Source organism: Agromyces litoreus, from assembly GCF_040496015.1.
Lineage (GTDB): Bacteria > Actinomycetota > Actinomycetes > Actinomycetales > Microbacteriaceae > Agromyces > Agromyces litoreus.
On record NZ_JBEPKA010000017.1, the window covers coordinates 46,040 to 70,412 of the forward strand.

The following is a 24,373-nucleotide window of genomic DNA, read 5'->3' on the forward strand; positions in this document are numbered from 1 at the left end:
GGGGCGGGCGTCGAAGCGACCGCCGGGCGCCCGTGCTCACTAGGCTGAGGCCGCGAAGCGCGTGAGGTGCACCCTGGAGGCGACGATGCCCGAACCATCCGCTGAGAAGAAGACCGCCGACATGACGGCGGGCGGACCGTCGACCGGCAGCGCCGGGTCCCGCGGCCCGGTCACCCCCGAATGGGAAGCGCCCCCGGGCGCGAGCGCCCCGATGACGTGGGCGCCCGACGGCCACGAGCCCGTCTCGCTGACGGCGACCGCGGACTGGACGGTGCTGCGCCGGGAGGAATCGCCGGCCGCCGAGGTCTTCGCCGTCTCGTACCTCGCCACCGACGCCGACCCCGATCGTCCCGTGACGTTCGTGTTCAACGGCGGACCGGGCGCCTCCTCCGCGTACCTGCACGTCGGGGCCATCGGCCCGCGCCGCGTCGTCCTGCCCGACGACGGTTCGTCGGCCCGGATGCCGGTGCGTCTGGTCGACAACGACAGCTCCTGGATCGCCGACACCGACCTGGTCTTCATCGACCCGGTCGGCACGGGGTTCTCGCGCCCCATCCCGTCGGAGCCGAAGCCGGGCGAGCATCCGCCGAACTACTGGAGCTACGACCGCGACCTCACGGCGATGCGCGAGTTCATCAGCCGCTGGCTGTCCCGCAACCGCCGGTGGGCGGCACCGGTGTTCATCGCGGGCGAGAGCTACGGCGGGTACCGCGTCGGGCGGCTGGCGTGGTCGCTGCCGAAGGACGAGGGCGTCGGGCTCGCCGGCGCGGTCCTCATCTCCCCGGCGCTCGAGATCACCCCGCTCACCTTCACCGACTACGCCACCGACCCGTACGTCGACACGGTTCCGACGATGGCCGCGGGCGCGTTCCACCACGGGCGCTGCCGGGCGCCCGAGGCGGCGGACGGCGTCGACGCGGTCGCGGAGGCCGCCGCCTCGTTCGCGACGACGGACTATGCGACGTTCCTGATGCGCGGTGCCGCGGTGCCGGCCGAGGAGCGGGCCGCCGTGCTGTCGCGACTGGCCGACCTGATCGGGCTCGCCCCGACGGTCGTGGAGCACCTGCAGGGCCGCATCGGCATCGACCGATGGGTCCGCGAGATCCTCCGCGACCGCGGCGAGGTCGCGGGACTCTACGACGTCACCCAGACGGTCGTCGACCCGTTCCCGGATCGGGTCTCGTTCGAGGGCGGCGATCACACCCTGGCGGGCTCGACGGCGGCGTTCACCATGGCGATCAACCACCTGCTGCGCGCCGAGATCGGGGTCGAGACCGAGCGCCAGTACTCGCTGCTCAGCTACGAGGTGAACGAGAAGTGGGTCGCCGACGACGACCACCACGCACTCGAAGCCCCTCCGGGGTCGGTCGACGACCTGCGCAGGGGCCTCACCCTCAATCCGCACCTGGGAGCCCTGATCGTGCACGGACGCCACGACCTGGTGACGCCGTTGGACAGCTCCCGCCGGATCATCGATCTCATGCGACTGGCTCCGACCACCGGCGATCGCGTGCGCCTGCGCGCCTACGACGGCGGGCACATGTTCTACACGCTCAGCGACAGCCGAGACGCCTTCACGGCCGACGTGCGCGAGTTCTTCACCGCGTGCCTGCCGGGGCGCGCGACCGGGTGAGGCGGTCCGCGACACTGGGAGAACACCCCGAGTCTGACCGATCGGGCAGGATCTGACCGATCGGTCAGCTAGCGTCGACGCCATGCCCACCGACGTGAGACCCCCGTCGCGCGTGCGCGCGGCAGACGAGTTGAAGCAGGCCGCGCTCGAGCAGTTCGCGACCGTCGGCTTCGCCGCCACCTCGCTGCAGCACATCGCCGACGCGGCCGGCTATTCCAAGTCGAGCGTGCTGTACCACTACGCCTCCAAGGAGGCGCTGCTCGAGGTCGCCATCGAACCCGCCGTCGCCGACTTCGAATCGGTGCTCGAGGACTACCTCGCCGGCCGCGGGTCGGGCCGCCGCCGCGTCCTCGTCGATCGCGTCGTCGACCTGCTCCTCGAGCACCGCGAGGCCGTGCACGTCTTCCTGATCCAGGGGCCGAGCCTGTCCGAGCTGCCGATCATCGCGCGCGCGAACCGCGCCGTGCGCCGCCTCGCCGCCGCGGTGTGCGAGGAGCGCGAGGACGTCGAGGACCAGGTGCGCTTCGGCATCGCCCTCGGCGGCGCCGCCTTCCTGCTCACGGCCGGGCGCACGTTCGCCGACGAGCAGGCCATCCCGTCGGACGAGGAGCTCCGCGCGTCGCTGCGCCGCATCATCGCCGACATCCTCGCTCCCGCCCGCCCCGCCCGCACCTGAGGAAGAACCGTGGCACTGCTCCTCCACCGCATCGGACGCTTCGCCTACCGTCGCGCCTGGGTCGTCATCGTCGCCTGGGTGCTCGCCCTCGGCGGCCTCGTCGGGGCCGGGATCGGCCTCGGCGGCCAGCTCCAGGAGTCCTACTCCATCCCCGGCACAGAGTCGCAGGACGCGATCGACCAGCTCGCCGCCGTGTTCCCCGAGACGGCCGGCGCGGCGGCCAAGGCCGTCGTCGAGGTGCCCGAGGGCGACTCGGTCGAGAACGCGCCGTACCGCGACGCGATCGCCGACTTGGAGATCGAGCTCGAGCAGGTCGACGGCGTCGCGAGCGTGCTCGGCCCGTTCGACGAGTACGCCGGCGACCAGGTCTCCGGCGACGCGCGCACCGCCTACATCCAGGTGCAGTTCGACGGGGCGGTCACCGACGTCACCGACGCGCAGATCGAGGAGGTGCTGGCGACCGGCGAACTCGGCCGGGACGCCGGCATGGAGGTCGCGTTCGGCGGCGAGGTCTTCCAGGAGACGACCTTCGGACTGACGATCACCGAGGCGTTCGGCGTGCTGTTCGCGGGGGTCGTCCTCCTCGTCACGTTCGGCTCGCTCCTCGCGGCCGGGATGCCGCTGCTGACCGCGCTCGTCGGCGTGGGCACCGCATTCGGCGGCATCCTCGTGGTCGCCGGGTTCGCGACCGTCTCGAGCACCGCCCCCATGCTCGCCGTGATGATCGGGCTCGCGGTCGGCATCGACTACGCGCTGTTCATCCTCTCGCGCCACCGGACCCAGCTCGCGCGCGGCATGGACCCGGAGGACAGCACGGCCGAGGCCGTCGCGACGGCGGGCGGCGCCGTCGTGTTCGCCGGGCTCACGGTCATCATCGCGCTGCTCGGGCTCCTCGTCGTCGGCATCCCGTTCCTCAGCGTCATGGGCGTCGGCGCCGCGTTCGCGGTGCTCGTCGCGGTGCTCGGCGCGACCACGCTGCTGCCCGCGCTCCTCGGACTGGCGAGGGGCCGGCTCGCGCCGAAGCCCGGCAGCCGCGCGGAGCGCCGCGCCGTCGCCTCCGACGACGGCGGGGTCCGCACGTTCGGCCGCCGGTGGGTCGACACCGTGCTCAAGGCCCCGGTGGTGTTCGTGCTGCTCGTCGTCGGCGTGCTCGGCGCCGCCGCGATCCCGGCCGCGAGCCTCGACCTCAACCTGCCCGGCGGGCAGGGCGAGGCGGGCACCAGCCAGCGCGAGGCGTACGACATGATCGCCGAGGGCTTCGGCCCCGGCTACAACGGACCGCTCATCGTCACGGTCGACATCACCCAGACGACCGACATCTTCGGCGACCTCGACGCGATCGGCGAGCGACTGGCCGACGTCGAGGGCGTCGCGTACGTCGGGCAGGGCCTGCCGAACCCGACGGCCGACACCGCCATCATCCAGCTCGTCCCGGACTCCGCGCCGACCGACCCCGAGACGAAGCAGGTCGTCCAGGACATCCGCGCCCTCGAGGACGGGGTCGCCGCCGACTTCGGCACCCCGATCGCCGTGACCGGCTACACCGCCGTCTCCATCGACATCTCGCAGCGGCTCGCCGACGCGCTCGTGCCGTTCGCGCTGATCGTGGTCGGCCTCTCGGTGATCCTGCTGCTCATCGTGTTCCGCTCCCTGTTCGTGCCGGTGAAGGCGGCCCTGGGCTTCCTGCTCTCGGCGTTCGGCGCCATCGGGCTGACGGTGGCCGTCTTCCAGTGGGGATGGCTCGCCGACCTGATGCACATCGAGCCCGGGCCGATCCTGAGCTTCCTGCCGATCCTGCTGATGGCGGTCCTCTTCGGCCTCGCGATGGACTACGAGGTGTTCCTCGTCTCCGGCATGCGCGAGGAGTACGTGAAGACCCGCGATCCGCGCACCGCGATCGTGCACGGCTTCCAGCACGCGGCACGCGTGGTCACCGCGGCCGCGCTCATCATGTTCTTCGTCTTCTTCGCCTTCGTGCCCGAGGGCAGCGGGGTGATCAAGGGCATCGCCTTCGCGCTCGCCGTGGGCGTCGCCTTCGACGCGTTCCTGGTGCGGATGACGCTGGTGCCCGCCGCCATGGCCCTCGCCGGGCGCGCGGCATGGTGGTTGCCCGGATGGCTCGGCCGCCTCCTGCCCGACGTCGACATCGAGGGGGAGGGGCTCCGCGCCCACCTCGCCGAGTCCCGATGGGCGGCATCTCGCGAGGCCGACGTGCTCGCCGAGGACCTGCTCGTCGGCGACCCCGCGCGCCCGCTCGGCCCCGTCTCGTTCGAGGTGCCGCGCGGCGGCGTCCTCGTCGTGCGCGGACCCGCCGGCGAGCGGAGCCTGCTCGGCGCGACGCTGGCCGGCCGCGTGCTGCCGGCCGGCGGACGACTGGCGGTGCTGCGCCATCCGCTGCCGACCGACGCGGGCGCCGTCATGCGCCGCGTCGCCGTGGCCGACACCGTCGCGGACACCGCCCCCGGCGCCACCGCGGGCGAGCTGGTCGGCGCCCGCGTCGACGCGACCCGGGCGTGGTACCGGCTCGACTCGACCGGCTCCGCGGTCGCCACCGCGCTGCGCCGCGTCGCCGAGGCCCGCACGGCCGTCGCCGACCCGTTCACCGGGCGCGGCGGAGCCATCGACGCCGGCACGTCGTTCGCCGAGCTCGACACGCTCGATCGGGTGCTGGTTCCGGTCGCCGCCGCGCTCGCCGAGCGACCCCGTGCCGTCGTCGTCGAGCTCGACGGCGCCTCCCGCATCCCCGAACGGCTGTGGCCGGCGCTGGCGCGCCTCGTGCCCGCCGACGTCCTGCTCATCGCGACCACCGCGCCCGATGCCGACCTCGAGCCCGCCGCCGCGGCGTTCGAGGGTCGCGCCATCCGCTCGCTCGACCTCGTCGCCCGCCCCCAGGAGGCCCTCCGATGACCCGCTCCGACCTGGACGCCCCCGCGGGGGCGACCCCGCGACGCCGGGGCCGCAGCGCCGCGCTGCTCGCGGCCGTGATCGCCGTCCCGCTCGCCGTCGCCGGGCTCGTCGCCGGCGCCGTGGGCGGCGCCGACGAGCGCCTCGACACGATCCCGGCCATCGTCGTGAACAACGACGAGATGGTCACGACGACGACCCCCGACGGGCAGGAGCAGCCCGTCCTCGCCGGCCGGCTCCTCGTCACCGAGCTCACGGGCGACGGCGGCAGCGGCTTCGACTGGACCATCTCGAACGACGAGGAGGCCGCCGCGAAGCTCGCCGACGGCGAGGCCTACGCGGTGCTCACCATCCCGTCCGACTTCTCGGCGTCCGTCACCTCGCTCGCGGGCGACCGGCCCATGACCGCCGCGCTCGACATCCGGACCGACGACGCGCACAGCTACCTCGCGGGCGCCGTCGGCAGCACCGTGGGCGATGCGATCGCCACCGCGTTCGGGCACGAGCTGACCACCCAGTACCTCGAGGGCCTCTTCGGGAACCTCGTCGAGGTCGGCGGCTCGCTCGGCGACGCCGCCGACGGGGCGGGGCAGCTCGCGGACGGCGCCGGCTCGCTCGCGACGGGGCTCGACCGGCTCGCGGGCGGCATCGGCTCCGCCGCCGACGGGACGGCCCAGGCGGCCGACGGTGCCGCGGCCTACGCCGTGGGCGTCGACCGGTACACCTCGGGGGTCGAGCAGCTCGCGGGCGGGCTCGGTCCTGCCGCCTCCGGCGCCGCCGACGCCGCGGCCGGCGCCCGCACGTACGTCGCCGGCGTCGCCGAGTACACCGGCGGCGTGGACGCGCTCGCGCGGGGCCTCGGCACGCTCGCCGACGAGACCTCGCAGCTCGGCGCCCTCGGCACCGGCGTCGGCGACTACGTCGACGGCGTGACGGCGCTCTCCGACAACTTCGCGCAGTTGCAGCCGGGCCTGGTCGCGATCATCGACCAGAACTTCACGGCGATCGCGGCCGCCTACGGGATCCCGGACGCCACGTGCGAGACCGAGTCCCTCCCCGCCGAGCTCGTCCAGCTGTGCGGGCTGCGCGCGGGCGTCGTGGGCGCCGGCGCCGGCGCCGCGGAGCTCGCGACGCAGGGCCAGCCGCTGAAGGCCGGCGCGGCCGGGCTCGGGGAGCTGCAGGAGGGCATCGCCGCGTCCGCGGCCGGCGCCGCCAAGCTCGCCGGCGGCTCCGCTCCGCTGCGGGCCGGCGGCGGCGAGCTCGTCGCCGGCCTCGACGAGCTGTCCGCCGGGCTCGGGCAGCTCTCCGGCGGCGCATCGCAGGCCGCTGCCGGGTCGCCCGCCCTGCGCGACGGCGCCGACGGCATCGCCTCGGGCGTGGACGGCATCGCGAACGGCCTCGTCCGGCTCGAGGATGGCGCGAGCGCCTCCGCCGACGGCGCCACCCAACTCGCCGACGGCACGACCGAGCTCGCCGACGGACTGGCCGAGGGCGCGGATGGCACCGCATCGCTCGAGGGACTGGACCCCGAGGAGACGGCGGGCGTGGTCGCCGACCCCGTCGTGGCGCAGTCCACGCGCGACAACGAGATCGCATCGTTCGGCGAGATCGTCGCCGTCCTCATCGGGCCGATCGGGCTCTGGCTCGGCGCCATGACGCTCTTCCTCGTGTTCCGCCCGTTCGGTCGCGCGGCGCTCGCCAGCACCGCACCGACCACCAGGATCGTGGCACGCACCCTCTTCCGCGGGTCGCTCATCGGGCTCGCCCAGGCGGCGCTCGTCGTCGCGCTCATGCACGTCGTCCTCGGCGTCGGGTGGAACGTGCTGCCGCAGACGCTCGCCTTCTCCGCCCTCTTGGCGGTCGTGTTCACCGCGCTGCACGCGCTCCTCAGCGCGTGGCTGGGCCGGATCGGCACGGTCGTCTCGCTCGTGCTCGTGGTGCTGCAGCTCGCGGCATCCGGCGGGGTGTACCCGCTCGAGATCGTGAGCGGGCCGTACCGCGCGATCAGCCCGTTCCTGCCGCTCACGTGGGCCGTCGACGGGATGCAGGCGATCGTCGCGGGCGTCGGCGGCGCGCCGGTCTGGGGGGCGGTCGGCGTGCTCGTCCTCTTCGGGCTGCTCGGGATCGCCGGCACGGCGCTCGCCGTCTCACGGCAGCGCGGAATCCGCTCGACGACGAGGTTCGTGCCCGCGACCGCGTAGTCGCGGGGTGGCGGTGCCGGGTCGTCGGCCGGGCGCGGCCCTCCCCGGTGCACCGCCCCGCGGACCGCCCGAACGCAGGCTCGGTGCGCCGGTGTCGTCTAGGAGTGGCGGCCCGGCACGATCGCGTCGATGACGCGGCGCAACGTCGATGGGGCCTCCGACGAGTCCGGCGACGCGACGGCGGTGTGCTCGCGGGCGAATTCGACGGTCTCGCGGAGCATGGCGAGGCGCTCGTCCTCCGTCTTGGCCTTCCGCGTGTTCACTTCGGCCACGATCGAGCCGGTCCATTCCCGGTCGGCGAGCATGCGCAGCACCTCCGCCACGGGCTCGCGACCGCGCCCGGGCAGGAGGTGCTCGTCGAAGATCTGGCCCTCGCCGATCGCGCCGGACCCGTCGCACAGGTGCACGTGGCGCAGGCGGTCGCCGAGGTCGGTCGCGAGCCGCATGCTGTCGGTCCCCGACAGGGCGGCGTGCGAGAAGTCGAGCGTCACGGCGTCGCAGTCCATGTCGCGCGGGTCCCAGCCGGGCGCGTACGCCTTGACGTTCCGCCCGGCTGCGCGCCAGGGGAACATGTTCTCCACGGCGATCTCCACGCCGTGCTCCCCGGTGAGTTCGCGCACGATCGACAGGAACTCGAGCGCGTAGCTCGCCTGCCAGCGGAAGGGCGGATGCACCACGACGCTGCGCGCGCCGACGGCCTTGGCGAGCTCGGCGGTGCGCGCGAGCTTGACCCGCGGGTCGCGGCCCCAGACGAAGTGCGTGAGCAGCAGCACCGGGGCGTGGATCGACAGGATCGGCAGCTCGTACCGCTCGGCCATCTCGACGAGCGCGGCCGGATCCTGGGTCGTCGACTCGTTCGTGACCATGATCTCGACGCCGTCGAACCCGGCCTCCTTCGCGATGCGGAAGGCGTGCTCGGGCTCGAGCGGGTACACGCAGGTGGTGCTCATACCGATGGGGATCATGAGGCTCGAAGTCTAGCCCCGACGGCTGGACATCGGGTGGGGCCTGGGGACTGTTAGCCTGAGTCCGAGCCGAGGAGGAACCCACGACGTGAAGCCCACCAGCGACTCGGAGGACCAGCCGCAGGTCGATCCCATCTACGACATGGTGGTGGTCTCCAACCGCCTGCCCGTCGACTACGTCGGCGGCGAGGGCGACGACACGCGCTGGAAGGCCTCGCCGGGCGGCCTCGTGACCGCGCTCGAACCCGTCATGCGCGCGAACGACGGCGCCTGGGTCGGCTGGGCCGGCGTCGCGGACCGCGAGTTCGCGCCCTTCGATCACGACGGCATCTCGATCGTGCCCGTCCCGCTCTCGGCCGACGAGCTCGAGGAGTACTACGAGGGCTTCTCGAACGACACGCTCTGGCCGCTCTACCACGACGTCATCGCGCCGCCCACGTTCCACCGCGAGTGGTGGGACGCGTACGTGCGGGTCAACCAGCGCTTCGCGGAGGCCGCCGCGCGCGCCGCCGCGGAGGGCGCCGTCGTCTGGGTGCAGGACTACCAGCTCCAGCTCGTTCCGCGCATGCTGCGCGAGGCGCGCCCCGACCTCGTGATCGGGTTCTTCAACCACATCCCATTCCCCGCCTACGGGATCTACTCGCAGCTGCCGTGGCGGCGGCAGGTGGTCGACGGGCTGCTGGGCGCCGACGTGATCGGGTTCCAGCGTGCGGCCGACGCCGGGAACTTCACGCGCGCGGTGCGCCGCCTGTACGGCTACAAGACGCGTGGCACCGTGGTGGAGGTGCCGGGCGAGGAGGGCGAGACCCGCCACGTCGTCGCGCGCCACTTCCCGATCTCGATCGACGCCGCCGCGTTCGAGTCGCTCGCGCGCAAGCCCGAGGTGCAGGAACGAGCACGCGAGATCCGCCGCAGCCTCGGCGACCCGGACGTCGTCATGCTCGGGGTCGACCGCCTCGACTACACGAAGGGCATCCGGCACCGCATGAAGGCCTTCGGCGAGCTGCTCCGCGACGATCGGCTCTCGGTCGAGCAGGCGACCCTCGTGCAGGTGGCCAGCCCGTCGCGCGAGCGCGTGGAGACCTACCGACAGCTGCGCGACGAGATCGAACTCACCGTCGGACGGCTGAACGGCGACTACTCGATGCTCGGTCATCCGGCGATCACGTACCTGCACCACGGATATCCGCGCCAGGAGATGGCGGCCCTCTACCTCGCGGCCGACGTCATGCTCGTCACGGCACTGCGCGACGGCATGAACCTCGTCGCGAAGGAGTACGTCGCGAGCCGCTACGACGACGACGGCGTGCTGCTGCTCAGCGAGTTCACCGGCGCCTCGGACGAGCTCCGCCAGGCGGTCCTCGTCAACCCGCACGACATCGACGGCATGAAGGACGCGATGGTCGAGGCGGCCAACATGCCCAAGCGCGAACGAGCCCGCCGCATGCGCGCGCTCCGCAGGCGCGTGAAGGAGAACGACGTCGCGAACTGGTCGGCGAGCTTCCTCGAGACGCTGACCGGCTCGGGCACGATCGCGCCGGGCGTGCGGGGCACGCTGCGCTCGGCGATGTCGCGCCTCGCCGAGGCCCCGCGCCTGCTCGTCGCCCTCGACTTCGACGGCACGCTCGCGCCGATCGTCGACCGGCCGGAGGACGCGCGCGCGACCGACCGCGCCAGGGCGGCGATCGAGCGGCTCGCCGAGTCGGACGACACCCGCGTCGCCCTCGTCTCCGGGCGCGCGCTCGACAGCCTCAAGGACGTCGCCTCGCCGCCGGTCGCCGCGCTCCTGAGCGGCTCGCACGGCGTCGAGCTCCAGCTCGACGCCGGCGGCGTCACCATCGACCTGCGCGACGGCGAGCTGACTCGGCTCGAGCGGCTCATCGAGATCGTCGAGGAGGCCGCGGCCGCCGCCGACGGCGCATGGGTCGAGCGCAAGCCCGCCGGCATCGCCCTGCACACGCGGCGGCTCGACGCCGAGAGCGGGGCGGAGCTCCAGCAGCTCGCGCGGGAGCGGGTCGAGGAGGCGCTGCCCGGGCTCTCGTCGCGGTCGGGGAAGAACGTGCTCGAGTTCGCCGTGCGCGCGAGCGACAAGGGCGAGGCACTCAGCCGGCTGCGCCAGCACGCCGGCGCCGACGCCGTGCTGTACGTCGGCGATGACGTGACCGACGAGGACGCGTTCGCGACGCTCGAGAGCCAGGACGTCGGGGTCAAGGTCGGGCAGGGCAAGACGCTCGCCGCCAACCGGCTCCGCGGTCCGGACGACGTGGCCGAGCTCCTCGAGATCCTGGCCGACGCGCGCGACGCCTCACGCTGAGTCGCCGGCCGCGCCGACTGGACGCGGCGGCGAACGGAGGGCGGCCGAGGCGCCGCGACCGCGGCGGAAACGGTTCCCCGGGGGCCCGTAGACTCGACCCATGTCGGAGATCGATCCCAAGCCCCGCAGTCGCGTCGTCACGGATGGCATCGAGGCCACCACCAGCCGCGGGATGCTCCGCGCGGTCGGGATGGGCGACGCGGACTGGGACAAGCCCCAGGTCGGCATCGCGAGCTCGTGGAACGAGATCACGCCCTGCAACCTCTCCCTCGGCCGACTCGCGCAGGCGGCGAAGGAGGGCGTGCACGCCGGCGGCGGCTACCCACTGCAGTTCGGCACGGTCTCCGTCTCGGACGGCATCTCGATGGGGCACGAGGGCATGCACTTCTCGCTCGTGTCCCGCGAGGTCATCGCGGACTCGGTCGAGGTCGTCATGCAGGCCGAGCGCCTCGACGGCTCGGTCCTGCTCGCCGGCTGCGACAAGTCCATCCCCGGCATGCTCATGGCCGCCGCGAGGCTCGACCTGTCGAGCGTGTTCCTCTACGCCGGCTCGATCGCGCCGGGCTGGGTGCGGCTCTCCGACGGCACCGAGAAGGACATCACGATCATCGACTCGTTCGAGGCCGTCGGCGCGGTCAAGGCCGGGAAGATGAGCGAGGAGGACGCCAAGCGCATCGAGTGCGCCTTCGCTCCCGGCGAGGGCGCCTGCGGCGGCATGTACACGGCGAACACCATGGCCTCGGTGGCCGAGGCCCTCGGCCTGTCGCTGCCCGGTTCAGCGTCGCCGGCCTCGGCCGACCGCCGCCGCGACTACTACGCGCACCGATCCGGCGAGGCCGTCGTCGAACTGCTGAAGCAGGGGATCACCGCGCGCCGGATCCTGACCAAGAAGGCCTTCGAGAACGCGATCGCGGTGGGCATGGCGCTCGGCGGCTCGACGAACATCGTGCTGCACCTGCTCGCGATCGCGCGCGAGGCGGAGGTCGACCTCACGCTCGACGACTTCAACCGGATCGGCTCGAAGGTCCCGCACATCGGCGACCTCAAGCCGTTCGGAAAGTACGTGATGAACGACGTCGACCGACGCGGCGGCCTGCCCGTCCTGATGAAGGCGCTGCTCGACGCCGGCCTCATGCACGGCGACGCGCTCACGGTCACCGGGAAGACGATGGCGGAGAACCTCGCCGAGATGGACCTGCCGCCGCTCGACGGCGAGGTGCTGCGCACGCTCGACGACCCGATCCACGAGACCGGCGGGCTCACGATCCTGCACGGTTCGCTGGCGCCCGAGGGTGCGGTCGTGAAGACCGCCGGCTTCGACGCCGCCACGTTCGAGGGGCCGGCGCGGGTCTTCGAGCGGGAGCGCGCGGCGATGGACGCGCTCACCAACGGCGAGATCACCCACGGCGACGTCGTCGTCATCCGCTACGAGGGCCCCAAGGGCGGTCCGGGCATGCGCGAGATGCTCGCCATCACGGCGGCCATCAAGGGCGCTGGGCTCGGAAAAGATGTACTACTCTTGACGGACGGTCGATTCTCAGGCGGCACAACCGGCCTGTGCATCGGCCATCTGGCACCCGAGGCGGTGGACGCAGGTCCGATCGCCTTCGTGCGCGATGGTGATCTGATTCGGGTCGATATCGCAGCTCGTTCCATCGATCTACTGGTCGGCGAGTCCGAGCTGGCAGCCCGCCGTGACGGCTGGGCGCCGCTTCCTCCGCGCTACACCCGAGGCGTCCTCGCGAAGTACTCCAAGCTCGTGCGCTCCGCAGCCGAAGGCGCGACCACGGGCTGAGGCCCTCGCCTGTCCCGAACACCCGCGTACCCATGAACAGGAACCGAATGACCACGGAAGCCAGTCCCGTGCCTTCGCCCGCCACCCTGTCGCAGGCCCACCAGGGGCCCGAGATGCTCACCGGCGCCGAGGCCGTCGTCCGCTCGCTCGAACTCATCGGCACCACCGATGTCTTCGGGCTCCCGGGCGGCGCCATCCTTCCCGTCTACGACCCGCTGCTCGACAGCCGACGCCTCCGCCACATCCTGGTCCGGCACGAGCAGGGCGCCGGCCACGCGGCCGAGGGCTACGCCTCGTCGACCGGCAAGCTGGGCGTCGCGATCGCGACCTCGGGCCCCGGCGCGACCAACCTCGTCACCGCGATCGCCGACGCCCACATGGACTCGGTGCCGATGCTCGCGATCACCGGCCAGGTGTTCTCGAACCTCATGGGCACCGACGCGTTCCAGGAGGCCGACATCGTCGGCATCACGATGCCGATCACGAAGCACTCCTTCCTGGTCAAGCGCGCCGAGGAGATCCCCGCGACGATCGCGGCCGCGGCGCACATCGCCTCCACCGGCCGGCCCGGGCCCGTGCTGGTCGACATCACCAAGGACGCGCAGCAGGCGGCCTTCCCGTTCCAGTGGCCGCCCAAGATGGACCTGCCCGGCTACCGCCCCATCACGAAGGCGCACGGCAAGCAGGTGCTCGCCGCAGCCCAGATGATCGCGGAGGCCAAGCGCCCCGTCCTCTACGTCGGCGGCGGCGTCATCCGCGCGGGCGCCTCGGAGGAGCTGCTCGCGTTCGCCGAGGCGACGAAGGCCCCGGTGGTGACCACGCTGATGGCGCGCGGCGCCTTCCCCGACTCGCACCCGCAGCACCTCGGCATGCCGGGCATGCACGGCACGGTGCCCGCGGTGCTGGCGCTGCAGGAGTCCGACCTGCTCATCGCGCTCGGGGCCCGCTTCGACGACCGCGTGACCGGCAAGGCCGCGCTGTTCGCGCCCGACGCGAAGGTCGTGCACGTCGACATCGACCCGGCCGAGATCGGCAAGATCCGCGCCGCCGACGTCCCGATCGTCGGCGACGCGAAGGAGGTGCTCGTCGACCTCGCGGCCGCCTACGCCGACGTGGTCACGCAGACGACGCCCGACGTCGAGGAGTGGTGGGCCACGCTCGACGGCCTCCGTACCGAGTATCCGCTCGGCTACGCGCCCACCTCCGACGGGCTGCTCGCGCCGCAGTACGTGATCCAGCGCATCGGCGAGCTCACCGGGCCCGAGGGCGTGTACGCCGCCGGCGTCGGCCAGCACCAGATGTGGGCCGCCCAGTTCATCAAGTACGAGCGCCCCAACTCGTGGCTGAACTCCGGCGGAGCCGGCACCATGGGCTACGCCGTCCCGGCCGCCATGGGCGCGAAGGTGGCCGAGCCGAACCGCACCGTGTGGGCGATCGACGGCGACGGCTGCTTCCAGATGACCAACCAGGAGCTCGCCACGTGCTCGCTGAACGACATCCCGATCAAGGTCGCGGTGATCAACAACTCCTCCCTCGGCATGGTCCGCCAGTGGCAGACCCTGTTCTACGACGGCCGGTACTCCAACACCGACCTGAACACGGGGCACGACACCGCCCGGATCCCGGACTTCGTGAAGCTCGCGGAGGCGTACGGCGCACTCGGCATCCGGGTGACGAAGCAGGAGGAGGTCGACGACGCGATCAGGCTCGCACTCGAGACCAACGACCGGCCGGTCGTGATCGACTTCGTCGTCTCGGCCGACGCCATGGTGTGGCCGATGGTCCCGCAGGGCGTCTCCAACTCCTACATCCAGTACGCCCGCGACCACTCGCCGGCCTTCAGCCAGGAGGACTGAACATGTCGACCCACGTGCTCTCCCTCCTCGTCGAGGACAAGCCCGGCCTGCTGACCCGCGTCGCGGGGCTGTTCGCGCGGCGCGGCTTCAACATCGAGTCGCTCGCCGTGGGCCACTCCGAGATCGACGGCCTCAGCCGCATCACGGTCGTGGTCGACGTCGAGGACCTGCCGCTCGAGCAGGTGACCAAGCAGCTGAACAAGCTGGTGAACGTCATCAAGATCGTCGAGCTCGATCCGGCGCAGTCCGTGCAGCGCGAGCACCTGCTCATCAAGGTCCGCGTCGACAACACGACGCGATCGCAGGTGCTCGAGGCCGTGAACCTGTTCCGGGCGCGGGTCGTCGACGTCTCCACGGACGCGCTCGTGATCGAGGTCACGGGCGACTCCGGCAAGACCAACGCGCTGCTCAAGGTCCTCGAGCCCTACGGCATCAAGGAGATCGCGCAGTCCGGGCTGCTGGCCATCGGGCGCGGCGGCAAGTCGATCACCGAGCGCGTCTTCAAGAGCTGACCGACGGATGCCGCGGCCGGCGCGCCGCGGCATCCGGCACCGAACCACACCCAAGGAGAAAGAACCGCAATGGCTGAGATGTACTACGACAAGGACGCCGACCTCTCGCTCATCCAGGGCAAGAAGGTCGCCGTCATCGGTTACGGATCGCAGGGGCACGCGCACGCGCAGAACCTCCGCGACTCGGGCGTCGAGGTCGTCATCGGACTCAAGGACGGCTCGAAGTCGGCCCAGAAGGCCGAGGAGGCCGGGTTCGAGGTCAAGAGCGTCGCCGACGCGGCCGCCTGGGCCGACGTCATCGTGATCCTCGCGCCGGACCAGTACCAGCGCCACATCTACGCCGAGTCGATCCGGGACAACCTCGAGGAGGGCGACACCCTGGTCTTCGGCCACGGCTTCAACGTCCGCTTCGGCTACATCGAGGCGCCCGAGGGCGTCGACGTGATCCTCGTGGCGCCGAAGGCGCCCGGCCACACCGTGCGCCGCGAGTTCGTCGCCGGCCGCGGCATCCCGGACATCATCGCGGTCGAGCAGGACGCGACCGGCCAGGCCTGGGAGCTCGCGAAGTCGTACGCCAAGGGCATCGGCGGCACCCGCGCCGGCGTCATCAGGACCACCTTCACCGAGGAGACCGAGACCGACCTGTTCGGCGAGCAGGCCGTGCTCTGCGGCGGTGTCTCGCAGCTCGTGCAGTACGGCTTCGAGACCCTCACCGAGGCCGGCTACCAGCCGGAGATCGCCTACTTCGAGGTGCTCCACGAGCTCAAGCTCATCGTCGACCTCATGTGGGAGGGCGGCATCTCGAAGCAGCGCTGGTCGGTCTCCGACACGGCCGAGTACGGCGACTACGTCTCGGGGCCGCGTGTCATCGACCCGCACGTCAAGGAGAACATGCAGGCGGTGCTCGCCGACATCCAGGACGGCTCGTTCGCCAAGCGCTTCATCGACGACCAGGACAACGACCAGAAGGAGTTCCTCGAGCTCCGCGCCAAGGGCGAGGGTCACCCGATCGAGACGACCGGTCGCGAGCTGCGCAAGCTCTTCGCCTGGACGCAGACCAACGAGGACGACTACGTCGACGGCGAGGTCGCTCGCTAGTCGCGACCCGGCGACCTCACGCACGGATGCCCCGGCCCGCGTGGTCGGGGCATCCGCCGTGTCGCCCCCTGGACCCGCGGACCGGCACGCCCCTCCGTACTCGACGGTTCCGGTCGCGCGACGCGTCGCGGATACCGCGCATGCCGTTCGGATACCGCGCTCGGTCCGCGCACATACCGCCGCGCGGCACGGTCGAGGCATGAAACACCCACACCACACCCATCCGCGTCGCCGCAGCGGCCTGCGCCGTCGCGACGGCCGTGCTGGCCGCCGGATGCGGCGGCACCGGTTCCGAGTCCGGCCTTGAAGACGATGCCGCAGGCGCCGCGGTTCCCGTCGACGCCGGTGCTGCGGTCGTCAGCGACGACCTGAGCCCGCTGGCCGCGGCCGCGCGGGCCGCCGCCACGCCGCACTCCGACGTCGACGACGACCTCAGCTCGCTCGCGCCCCGTTGACCCCCGGCCGGTGCCCGGTCATGCGGCGTCGGCGTCGGCGAGCTCGGCCATCCGCGCCCGGCCGGCGCCCACCGCCGCCTTCAACCGGGCGATCGCTGCGGCGACCGCCGGGTCGTCGCCGAGGTCCGGCGGGATCCGCGACGGGTTGAGCGTGGTCGCGTTCGCGAACTCCCTGAGGTCCGGGTGCCGCGACATCGCGCGCGCGGCGTCGCCCCCGATGACCTGCATCGTGAGCCAGTCGGCCGGGGTGTTCGCATACGGCGAGGGCCGGCATGCGTCGTTCTTCTCGCCATCGTCTTCGCGCGTCGCCTCCATGTAGCCGGTGAGCGCCGCGCCGAAGCACGGGAAGCCGATCCGGGCCGCGGGGCGGGGGCGGATCGCATCGGGCTGCCAGATGGGCACGAGCGGGGGAGACCCGAGGCCGGAGGCGGCGCAGTGCACGACGACCGCGTTGGGCGAGATCCGCACGTCGCCGTCGTCGAACGTCAGCCGGCCGGGCGACACCGCGCGCACGTGGCCCCGTCGGACGACATCCGTCACCTGCCGGACGAGATCGAGCTCCCACCGCCCGAGCGTCGGCGTCTTCGCCATCGTCGGCGTGACGGTCGTGTCGATCCGCACCATGATGCCCCGTTCCTCGAGGCGCAGGAACAGGTCGTCGGCCGAGGCCGCCTCGGCGGCGGCCTCCATCGTGTCGGCGGCCATGCCGGTGAACACCGCGGGATTCGGCTGCACGACCGCCCGGTCGAGCATCCACGCCTCGCGCGGCCGGACCCAGCAGATCGCGTCGGGGTCGACGCCGTTCTGCAGCAGCCAGACGCAGGCGTCGACCGAGGTCTTGCCCGCGCCGACGATCACGTACCGGTCGGGCGGCTCGGTCACCCGGACGAGGTCGTTGACCGGGATGACGTTCGCGCCGTCCTGGACCGCGAACGGCGGCGGGGTCGTGGCGGGGATGTCGCCGGCGAGGTACGCCGCATCGACCAGGCGGGCTCGCGGCGCGGCGTACCCGACCCCGCTGATGCGTGAGCGGAAGTTCCGCTCGCCCGTGTACTCGCAACCCGGATGGAAGGTCACGCGGCCGGTGCCCATCAGCTGCTCGAGCACCTCGGCGTAGTACGCGCAGATCTCGGCGGCGCTCGCCCGCTCGTGCAGGCCGGCCTCGGGCCCCTCGACCTGGATGCGTCCGCCGCCGAGCAGCGTGGAGGCGACCCCGTAGAACGCCGACGCCTGGTGCAGCTGCACGAACGGGTACGCGTCGAGCCAATGGCCACCTGGGGCGTGGCGCCGATCCACGATCGCGACCGTCGCGTCCGAGTGCCCGACGAGGGCATCGACGAAGGCCATGCCCATGGCCCCCGCCCCCACGACGAGGTAGTCCGCATCGACTTCGACGGCTGCTGCCATGGGGCCATGGCAGCACGGCCCGGCGACGGCCGTCAAGGCACCCCCGTGCATAGCGGGGTGCAGCGTCGTCGGGCCCCTAGGCTGAGTGCATGGCAGGAGAACGCGGGGGCGACGACGAGGCCCTCCGCTGGGAGGGCGACGAGGAGACGACGCTCGAGCCCGGATGGAAGCGGGTCGGTCCCGCCACGCGGGCCGCGAGCGAGCCGTCGTCGTCGGCGTCGACCGCCGGCGCGAGCGACGATTCGGGCGCCGAGCCCGGGTCCGCCGAGGGCTCGCGCGCGGCCCAGCCCGGCTCGGCTGAGCTCGTCCTGCTGGGCGTCCTCGGTGGGGCGTACCTGCTGTACACGCTCGGCTGGATCCTCACGGTCCTCCGCGTCGAGAACCCCGCCGTCGACCCGGTGGGGTCGTTCATGTTCGCACTCGGGCTCTGGCTCGCGGCGCTCGCCCCGGCGCTCTGGTTCGGCGTGGTCTTCGCGCTGACGCGGGGGCGCGTGCGGCTCCGCTTCATCTGGCTCGTGATCGGGATCGTCGTGCTGCTGCCCGTGGCCTTCGTCGCGGGGGTGAGCGCATGAGCGAGGACCCCGTGCGGGCTCGGGTCGCGGCCGCGCACCGCCGCACCCCGTTCTGGCTCGAACTCGCGCTCGCGATCGCGTTCGGGCTGCTGTACGCGTACGACGCGTGGGAGGCGGTCGGCAACCTGGTCGGGATCTCCGGCGTCGCCGCCGCGCTCGGCACGACGCTGAGCGGCACCGGCTGGGTGGTGCTCATCGCGGCGGTCCTGCTGCCCGTGGCGCTCTTCGCCGTGGCCTTCCTCATCGGGCGTCGCCGCAACGCGGTCGTGCAGGCCGCGCTCTACCTCGCCGGGCTCGCGGTCTCCGCCGCGCTCTACGTCGACATCCTGCTGATGTTCGGACCGGGCGCGCTGCTCGCCTGAGCGGCGCATGACCGGGGCTGCGCTCAGCTGAGCGCAGCGGATTCGACGGATGTCGCGCCGTGATCCCGCGTCACACGATTCGGGAGGCCCGTCGGGGCTGAAGTAGGCTGGCCGCGTCATCCGCGCCCCGACGATGCCGGCGCGACCTTCCGCGGTGCGGTCGCACCGCATCTCCAACTGCAGTGAGGATCCGTCCGTGACCAAGCCGGTCGTGCTGATCGCCGAAGAACTCTCGCCCGCCACCGTCGACGCCCTGGGGCCCGACTTCGAGATCCGGAAGGTGGACGGCACCGACCGCCCGGCGCTGCTCTCGGCCCTCACCGACGCCAACGCCATCCTCGTGCGCTCGGCCACGAAGGTCGACGCCGAGGCCATCGCCGCCGCGCCGCGACTCCAGGTCATCGCCCGTGCCGGCGTCGGGCTCGACAACGTCGACATCAAGGTCGCGACCACCGCCGGCGTCATGGTCGTGAACGCCCCGACCTCGAACATCATCTCCGCCGCCGAGCTCACGGTCGGCCACATCCTGAGCCTCGCCCGCCACATCCCCGCCGCGCACTCGGCGCTCGCGCAGGGGGAGTGGAAGCGGTCGGCGTACACCGGCGTCGAGCTCTACGAGAAGACCGTCGGCATCATCGGCCTGGGCCGCATCGGGGCGCTCATCGCCGCCCGCCTGCAGGCGTTCGGCGTCGAGGTCATCGCGTACGACCCGTATATCACGGCGGCCCGGGCGCAGCAGCTCGGCGTGCAGACCGTGACGCTCGACGAACTCCTCGAGCGCAGCGACTTCATCACGATCCACATGCCGAAGACACCGGAGACGACGGGCATGGTCGGTGCGGAGCAGCTGGCGAAGATGAAGCCGACCGCATACGTCGTGAACGTCGCGCGCGGCGGCCTCATCGACGAGGAGGCGCTGCACGACGCCCTCGTCGCGAAGACCATCGCGGGTGCCGGCCTCGACGTCTTCGTGCAGGAGCCGCCGAAGGAATCCCCGCTGCTCGCGCTGCCGAACGTCGTCGTCACGCCCCACCTCGGGGCCTCGACCGACGAGGCCCAGGAGAAGGCGGGCGTCTCCGTCGCGAAGTCGGTCCGGCTCGCGCTCGCGGGCGAGCTCGTGCCCGACGCGGTCAACGTCGCCGGCGGGGTCATCGACCCGTACGTGCGGCCCGGCATCCCGCTCGTGGAGAAGCTCGGGCAGCTCTTCGCCGGCCTCGCGCAGGGCCCGCTCGAGAGCCTGGACGTCGAGGTGCACGGCGAGCTCGTCGACTACGACGTGAGCGTGCTGAAGCTCGCCGCGCTCAAGGGCGTGTTCACGAACGTCGTGAGCGAGACCGTCTCGTACGTCAACGCACCGCTGCTGGCCGAGCAGCGCGGCGTCGCCGTGCGGCTCATCGCCGACGCCGACAGCCCCGAGTACCGCAACGTGATCACCCTGCGCGGCGCGCTGGCCGACGGCACGCAGGTCTCGGTCTCGGGCACGCTCACGGGAACGAAGCAGATCGAGAAGCTCGTCGGGATCAACGGCTACGACGTCGAGGTGCCGATCGCCGATCACCACATCGTGATGCTCTACACCGATCGACCCGGCATCGTCGCGGTCTACGGCAGCGAGTTCGGCGAGGCGGGCATCAACATCGCCGGCATGCAGATCGCTCGGCGCGAGGCGGGCGGTCAGGCGCTGAGCGTCCTGACGGTCGACTCGCCGGTCCCCGGCGAGGTGCTCGAGCGGGTGCGCGCGGCCACCGACGCCGAGGTCATGGTCGAGGTCGACATCACCGAGTCCTGACTCGGATCGACTGCGCGGGGTGACGGGTCGAGCCCGGATCCGCGCCGCGCGCCGCGTCCGGCGGATCGCTCAGCGTGCGTCGGCCGGAGGTTCCGCCGCGAGCCGCTCCAGCAGCGTCACCAGGGCGTCCATGTCGGCGCCGTGCGGCGCGTCGACGCCGATCTCGGGGTCGACGCCGTGGAGTGCGGAGTCGTAGTACAGCCCGTCGCCGATCAGCGTCACGGCCAGCGCGACCGTCGGGTCGGGGACCTGGCTGCGGATGGCGCGCAGCCACCGGTCGCGCACGTCTCGGATCATGCGCACCGCGGGCGCGCTGCCCGCCTGGGCGAGCCGTGCCGCCGCCACGCCGGCGCGCTCGAGCGGCGAGTCCTGTGACACGCTCGTCCGGACGTAGTAGGCGATCGCACCCTCCGGGGCGCGCTCGAGCTGCTCGATGTCGGCGTCGACGAGGGCGGAGAAGCGTGCGAGCACGCCGTCGACGAGGGCGTCGCGACTGGCGAAGTGGTAGAGCAGGCCGCCCTTCGAGACCCCCGCGGACCGGGCGGTCGCGTCGAGCGTGGCCGCGCGCACCCCGCCGTCGACGAGCAGTCGCTGGAAGGCGTCGAGGACGGCATCGCGGGCGGCGGGCGGTCGGCTCATGGCTCCGATCGTACCGAGGGGAGTCGGTCGTGGGCATCTGATACTCTACCGTCCAGCCGGTACAGTTATAGGACTCAGCATGAACGACCAGACCACGCCCACGACGACCATCGCCCTGCCCGAGCACGGCGCGACGACGCCATCCGCCGCCACTCGACCCGACCCGGGCCGACACGGCGGACGCGGCCGACGCTGGGTCGCGCTCGCGGTGCTCATGCTCCCGGTCCTGCTGGTCGCGGTCGACAACACCGTGCTGAGCTTCGCGCTGCCCGAGATCGCCCGCGACCTGTCGCCGACGGCGGCGGGGCAGCTGTGGATCATCGATGCGTACCCGCTCGTGCTCGCGGCGCTGCTGGTGTCGATGGGCAGCGCGGGCGACCGCTGGGGGCGACGCCGGATGCTGCTCATCGGCTCGGTCGGCTTCGCGATCGTGTCGGTCGCCGCGGCGTTCGCGCCGACCGCCGAGCTGCTCATCGCGGCACGCGCCGCGCTCGGGTTCTTCGGCGCCATGCTCATGCCGTCCACGCTCTCGCTGCTGCGGTCGGTGTTCACCGACCGCGAGGAGCGGCGACTCGCGATCGCCATCTGGGCCTCGGGCTTCGCCGCGGGCGCCGCGCTCGGTCCGATCGTCGGCGGCCTGCTCCTGGAGCACTTCGCGTGGGGATCGGTCTTCCTCCTCGCCGTGCCCGTGCTGGTGCCGCTGGTCGTGCTCCTGCCCCTGTTGATCCCCGAGAGCCGCGACCCCGCGCCGGGCCCGATCGACGTCCCCAGCATCCTGCTGTCGCTCGGCGCGATGGGTTCGGTGGTCTACGGCATCAAGCACCTCGCCACCGACGGGATCGACGCGGTCGCGGTCGGCGGGATCGTGGTCGGGCTCGTGCTCGGGGCCTGGTTCGTGCGCCGGCAACTGCGGGCGCGCGTGCCCATGCTCGACATGCGTCTCTTCCGGGTCGGCGCGTTCGGCGGCGGCGTGCTGGTCAACCTGCTCAGCGTGATCGCCCTTGTGGGCTTCCTCTTCTTCGTCTCGCAGCACCTCCAGCTGATCGTCGGGCTGTCGCCCGTGCAGGCCGGCCTCGCGCTGGCGCCGGGGCTCGTGACGATGATCGCGGCGGGGCTCGCCGTCGTGCCGCTCGCGCGCCGGATCCGGCCGCGCGTGCTGGTGCCGGCGGCGGTGACCGTCTCCGCGGCCGGGTACCTCGTGGTCGCGCTCACCGCCGGCCAGGCCGGCATCGCGGGCGTCGTCGTCGCCTTCGTGATGCTCGGCCTCGGCATCGGCATGGCCGAGACGGTGTCGAACGAGCTGATCCTCTCGGCCGCACCGCCGGCCAAGGCGGGCGCGGCGTCCGCGGTCTCGGAGACCGCCTACGAACTCGGCGCGGTGCTCGGCACGGCGCTCCTCGGCAGCATCCTGGCCGCCTGGTACCGAGCGACGCTCGAGGTGCCGTCCGCGCTGTCCGCCGCCCAGGCGGACGCCGCCCGCGAGACGCTCGCGGGCGCCGCGACGGTGGCCGAGGCGCTGCCCGCCGACCTCGCCGGCGACCTGCTCGCATCAGCGGCGCACGCCTTCGACGGCGGGGTCGTCGTCACGTCGATCATCGGCGTCGCACTCATGCTCGCGGCCGGCGTCGTCGCGGCGCTCACCCTGGACGACGCGACGGGCGCCGCCTCGGAGTGAGGCGGCGCCCGTCGGCGACGTTCCGGTCAGACGGCGGTGGTGTCGTCCGGCCGGGAGGTCTCGTTGCGCGTGACGCGGTCGCCCGTGGCCGGGTCGACGGTCGTCCGCGACGTCGAGACGGAGTTGCGGCGGCGTGCGAGCAGCACGATGCCGAGGATGATCACGATCGCGCCGGCGACCATCAGGATGATGCCGACGGTCTGCAGGTTGATCCACTCGACCGACAGGTTCACCGCGAAGGCGAGAACGGCGCCGATGGCGAAGAGGACGATTCCGAGGCCGAGACTCATAGGTGTGTGCCTGCTTTCACTCGGGCGGCGCGGGGCCGCGCGGGCCGGAGGCGGGGTGCCGCCCCGGTGCGCCCGAGTGTAGTGATCGCCGCTCGCGGCGGACAGTACGCTGGGAGGGCTGGCGTACGAAGGAGTGTTCATGGTATCCACGGTCAGGCTCGCGGTCATCCCGGGCGACGGCATCGGTCCCGAGGTCGTGGGCGAGGCGCTGAAGGCGCTCGACGCGGCCACCCGAGGCAGCGACGTGACGTTCGAGCGGACGCACTTCGCGCTCGGAGCGGGGCGGTACCTCGAGACCGGCGACACCCTGACCGACGACGACCTCGCCGCGATCAAGGACCACGACGCGATCCTGCTGGGCGCCGTCGGCGGCGTGCCCGGCGACCCCCGGCTCGCCGGTGCGAACATCGAGCGCGGCCTGCTCCTGAAGCTGCGGTTCGAGCTGGACCACTACGTGAACCTCCGCCCGAGCATCCTCCACCCGGGCGTCACGAGCCCGCTCGCCGAGCCCGGCGACGTCGATTTCGTCGTGGTGCGCGAGGGCACCGAGGGTCCGTACGTCGGCAACGGCGGCGCCATCCGCGTCGGCACGCCGGCCGAGGTGGCCAACGAGGTCTCGGTCAACACCGCCTACGGCGTCGAGCGCGTCGTGCGCTACGCGTTCGACGCGGCATCCGCCCGGCCGAAGAAGAAGCTGACGCTCGTGCACAAGACGAACGTGCTCGTGTTCGCGGGTTCCCTTTGGAAGCGACTCGTCGACGCCGTCGCGGCCGAGTACCCGGATGTCGCGGTCGACTACCTGCACGTCGACGCCGCCACCATCTTCCTGGTGACCGACCCTGCTAGATTCGACGTCATCGTCACGGACAACCTCTTCGGCGACATCCTCACCGACCTCGCCGGCGCGATCAGCGGCGGCATCGGCCTCGCGGCCTCGGGCAACATCAACCCCGACGGCCGGTTCCCCAGCATGTTCGAGCCCGTCCACGGTTCGGCTCCGGACATCGCAGGGAAGGGCATCGCCGACCCGAGCGCCGCGATCCTCTCGGTCGCACTCCTGCTGGACCACCTCGGTCACGCGGAGGCCGCCGACCGGGTCCGCGACGCCGTCGCCGCCGACGTCGCCGATCGCGGCGACTTCAGGCGCTCGACCTCCGAGATCGGCGACGCCATCGCCGCACGCATCGGCGCCACCGTCGGCGCCCACTGACCGAACCTTCCCGAAGGAGG

The 24,373-nt window shown here is 72.4% G+C and carries 19 protein-coding genes; 15 read left to right on the plus strand and 4 right to left on the minus strand.

All coding sequences use genetic code 11. From position 1 onward, the window contains the following. The first annotated feature begins 85 nt into the window (after positions 1–85). The 4 genes from ABME01_RS12910 (at position 86) to ABME01_RS12925 (ending at position 7,414) form a co-directional block, all read left to right on the plus strand. Positions 86–1,633: a S10 family peptidase gene (locus ABME01_RS12910; RefSeq protein WP_353828830.1), complete on the plus strand. Its 1,548-nt coding sequence runs from the start codon at positions 86–88 to the stop codon at positions 1,631–1,633. Positions 1,634–1,715: 82 nt separating this feature from the next. Next, on the plus strand, positions 1,716–2,309 hold the full coding sequence (locus ABME01_RS12915; RefSeq protein ID WP_353828831.1) for a TetR/AcrR family transcriptional regulator: 594 nt from the start codon (positions 1,716–1,718) through the stop codon (positions 2,307–2,309). A gap of 9 nt (positions 2,310–2,318) precedes the next feature. Next, positions 2,319–5,216, plus strand: a complete 2,898-nt coding sequence (locus tag ABME01_RS12920; protein WP_353828832.1) for an MMPL family transporter — start codon at positions 2,319–2,321, stop codon at positions 5,214–5,216. Next, positions 5,213–7,414 (plus strand): YhgE/Pip family protein, encoded by a 2,202-nt coding sequence (locus tag ABME01_RS12925; protein WP_353828833.1) that lies wholly within the window; start codon positions 5,213–5,215, stop codon positions 7,412–7,414. The genes ABME01_RS12920 and ABME01_RS12925 overlap by 4 nt, the downstream gene beginning before the upstream one ends. Before the next feature lie 98 nt (positions 7,415–7,512). Here the strand turns inward: ABME01_RS12925 and ABME01_RS12930 are convergent, their stop codons facing one another. Continuing rightward, positions 7,513–8,379, minus strand: coding sequence for a sugar phosphate isomerase/epimerase family protein (locus ABME01_RS12930; RefSeq protein WP_353828834.1), 867 nt, complete (start codon positions 8,377–8,379; stop codon positions 7,513–7,515). 142 nt (positions 8,380–8,521) lie between these two features. Between ABME01_RS12930 and ABME01_RS12935 the strand changes: the two genes are divergently transcribed. The 6 genes from ABME01_RS12935 (at position 8,522) to ABME01_RS12960 (ending at position 16,409) form a co-directional block, all read left to right on the plus strand. Then, complete coding sequence (locus ABME01_RS12935) at positions 8,522–10,693, plus strand: bifunctional alpha,alpha-trehalose-phosphate synthase (UDP-forming)/trehalose-phosphatase (RefSeq protein WP_436407434.1); 2,172 nt, start codon at positions 8,522–8,524, stop codon at positions 10,691–10,693. A gap of 100 nt (positions 10,694–10,793) precedes the next feature. Further along, positions 10,794–12,488: a dihydroxy-acid dehydratase gene (gene ilvD / locus ABME01_RS12940; RefSeq protein WP_353828836.1), complete on the plus strand. Its 1,695-nt coding sequence runs from the start codon at positions 10,794–10,796 to the stop codon at positions 12,486–12,488. 47 nt (positions 12,489–12,535) lie between these two features. Further along, positions 12,536–14,344 (plus strand): acetolactate synthase large subunit, encoded by a 1,809-nt coding sequence (locus tag ABME01_RS12945; protein WP_353828837.1) that lies wholly within the window; start codon positions 12,536–12,538, stop codon positions 14,342–14,344. Positions 14,345–14,346: 2 nt separating this feature from the next. Further along, a complete protein-coding gene (gene ilvN / locus ABME01_RS12950; RefSeq protein ID WP_353828838.1) occupies positions 14,347–14,856 on the plus strand; it encodes an acetolactate synthase small subunit in 510 nt (169 codons plus the stop codon). 69 nt (positions 14,857–14,925) lie between these two features. Next, positions 14,926–15,954, plus strand: a complete 1,029-nt coding sequence (gene ilvC, locus ABME01_RS12955; protein WP_353828839.1) for a ketol-acid reductoisomerase — start codon at positions 14,926–14,928, stop codon at positions 15,952–15,954. 260 nt (positions 15,955–16,214) lie between these two features. Further along, positions 16,215–16,409 (plus strand): hypothetical protein, encoded by a 195-nt coding sequence (locus ABME01_RS12960; RefSeq protein ID WP_353828840.1) that lies wholly within the window; start codon positions 16,215–16,217, stop codon positions 16,407–16,409. A gap of 18 nt (positions 16,410–16,427) precedes the next feature. On the opposite strand, the gene ABME01_RS12965 is transcribed toward ABME01_RS12960, so the two are convergent. Next, a complete protein-coding gene (locus tag ABME01_RS12965; protein WP_353828841.1) occupies positions 16,428–17,816 on the minus strand; it encodes a pyridine nucleotide-disulfide oxidoreductase in 1,389 nt (462 codons plus the stop codon). A gap of 89 nt (positions 17,817–17,905) precedes the next feature. Between ABME01_RS12965 and ABME01_RS12970 the strand changes: the two genes are divergently transcribed. The 3 genes from ABME01_RS12970 to serA all read left to right on the plus strand — a co-directional run bounded on the left by ABME01_RS12970 (position 17,906) and on the right by serA (position 20,539). After that, positions 17,906–18,388, plus strand: a complete 483-nt coding sequence (locus tag ABME01_RS12970; protein WP_353828842.1) for a hypothetical protein — start codon at positions 17,906–17,908, stop codon at positions 18,386–18,388. Next, a complete protein-coding gene (locus ABME01_RS12975; protein ID WP_353828843.1) occupies positions 18,385–18,750 on the plus strand; it encodes a hypothetical protein in 366 nt (121 codons plus the stop codon). Before ABME01_RS12970 ends, ABME01_RS12975 begins: the two co-directional genes overlap by 4 nt. A 196-nt stretch (positions 18,751–18,946) precedes the next feature. Beyond that, positions 18,947–20,539, plus strand: coding sequence for a phosphoglycerate dehydrogenase (gene serA, locus ABME01_RS12980; protein WP_353828844.1), 1,593 nt, complete (start codon positions 18,947–18,949; stop codon positions 20,537–20,539). 69 nt (positions 20,540–20,608) lie between these two features. On the opposite strand, the gene ABME01_RS12985 is transcribed toward serA, so the two are convergent. Further along, positions 20,609–21,178 (minus strand): TetR/AcrR family transcriptional regulator, encoded by a 570-nt coding sequence (locus ABME01_RS12985; protein ID WP_353828845.1) that lies wholly within the window; start codon positions 21,176–21,178, stop codon positions 20,609–20,611. Between the two features lie 79 nt (positions 21,179–21,257). Between ABME01_RS12985 and ABME01_RS12990 the strand changes: the two genes are divergently transcribed. After that, complete coding sequence (locus ABME01_RS12990) at positions 21,258–22,853, plus strand: MFS transporter (protein WP_353828846.1); 1,596 nt, start codon at positions 21,258–21,260, stop codon at positions 22,851–22,853. Between the two features lie 26 nt (positions 22,854–22,879). On the opposite strand, the gene ABME01_RS12995 is transcribed toward ABME01_RS12990, so the two are convergent. Beyond that, positions 22,880–23,143, minus strand: coding sequence for a DUF6458 family protein (locus tag ABME01_RS12995; RefSeq protein WP_353828847.1), 264 nt, complete (start codon positions 23,141–23,143; stop codon positions 22,880–22,882). A gap of 139 nt (positions 23,144–23,282) precedes the next feature. Between ABME01_RS12995 and ABME01_RS13000 the strand changes: the two genes are divergently transcribed. Then, positions 23,283–24,353, plus strand: coding sequence for a 3-isopropylmalate dehydrogenase (locus ABME01_RS13000; RefSeq protein WP_353828848.1), 1,071 nt, complete (start codon positions 23,283–23,285; stop codon positions 24,351–24,353). Positions 24,354–24,373: the final 20 nt, after the last annotated feature.

Excerpts from the sequence above, each read along its gene's own strand:
- ABME01_RS12910 (WP_353828830.1), top strand. The coding sequence starts at position 86 with ATGCCCGAACCATCCGCTGAGAAGAAGACCGCCGACATGACGGCGGGC.
- ABME01_RS12915 (WP_353828831.1), top strand. The coding sequence starts at position 1,716 with ATGCCCACCGACGTGAGACCCCCGTCGCGCGTGCGCGCGGCAGACGAG.
- ABME01_RS12925 (WP_353828833.1), top strand. The coding sequence starts at position 5,213 with ATGACCCGCTCCGACCTGGACGCCCCCGCGGGGGCGACCCCGCGACGC.
- ABME01_RS12930 (WP_353828834.1), bottom strand. The coding sequence starts at position 8,379 with ATGATCCCCATCGGTATGAGCACCACCTGCGTGTACCCGCTCGAGCCC.
- ABME01_RS12935 (WP_436407434.1), top strand. The coding sequence starts at position 8,522 with ATGGTGGTGGTCTCCAACCGCCTGCCCGTCGACTACGTCGGCGGCGAG.
- ilvD (WP_353828836.1), top strand. The coding sequence starts at position 10,794 with ATGTCGGAGATCGATCCCAAGCCCCGCAGTCGCGTCGTCACGGATGGC.
- ABME01_RS12945 (WP_353828837.1), top strand. The coding sequence starts at position 12,536 with ATGACCACGGAAGCCAGTCCCGTGCCTTCGCCCGCCACCCTGTCGCAG.
- ilvN (WP_353828838.1), top strand. The coding sequence starts at position 14,347 with ATGTCGACCCACGTGCTCTCCCTCCTCGTCGAGGACAAGCCCGGCCTG.
- ilvC (WP_353828839.1), top strand. The coding sequence starts at position 14,926 with ATGGCTGAGATGTACTACGACAAGGACGCCGACCTCTCGCTCATCCAG.
- ABME01_RS12965 (WP_353828841.1), bottom strand. The coding sequence starts at position 17,816 with ATGGCAGCAGCCGTCGAAGTCGATGCGGACTACCTCGTCGTGGGGGCG.
- ABME01_RS12970 (WP_353828842.1), top strand. The coding sequence starts at position 17,906 with ATGGCAGGAGAACGCGGGGGCGACGACGAGGCCCTCCGCTGGGAGGGC.
- ABME01_RS12975 (WP_353828843.1), top strand. The coding sequence starts at position 18,385 with ATGAGCGAGGACCCCGTGCGGGCTCGGGTCGCGGCCGCGCACCGCCGC.
- ABME01_RS12985 (WP_353828845.1), bottom strand. The coding sequence starts at position 21,178 with ATGAGCCGACCGCCCGCCGCCCGCGATGCCGTCCTCGACGCCTTCCAG.
- ABME01_RS12990 (WP_353828846.1), top strand. The coding sequence starts at position 21,258 with ATGAACGACCAGACCACGCCCACGACGACCATCGCCCTGCCCGAGCAC.
- ABME01_RS12995 (WP_353828847.1), bottom strand. The coding sequence starts at position 23,143 with ATGAGTCTCGGCCTCGGAATCGTCCTCTTCGCCATCGGCGCCGTTCTC.
- ABME01_RS13000 (WP_353828848.1), top strand. The coding sequence starts at position 23,283 with ATGGTATCCACGGTCAGGCTCGCGGTCATCCCGGGCGACGGCATCGGT.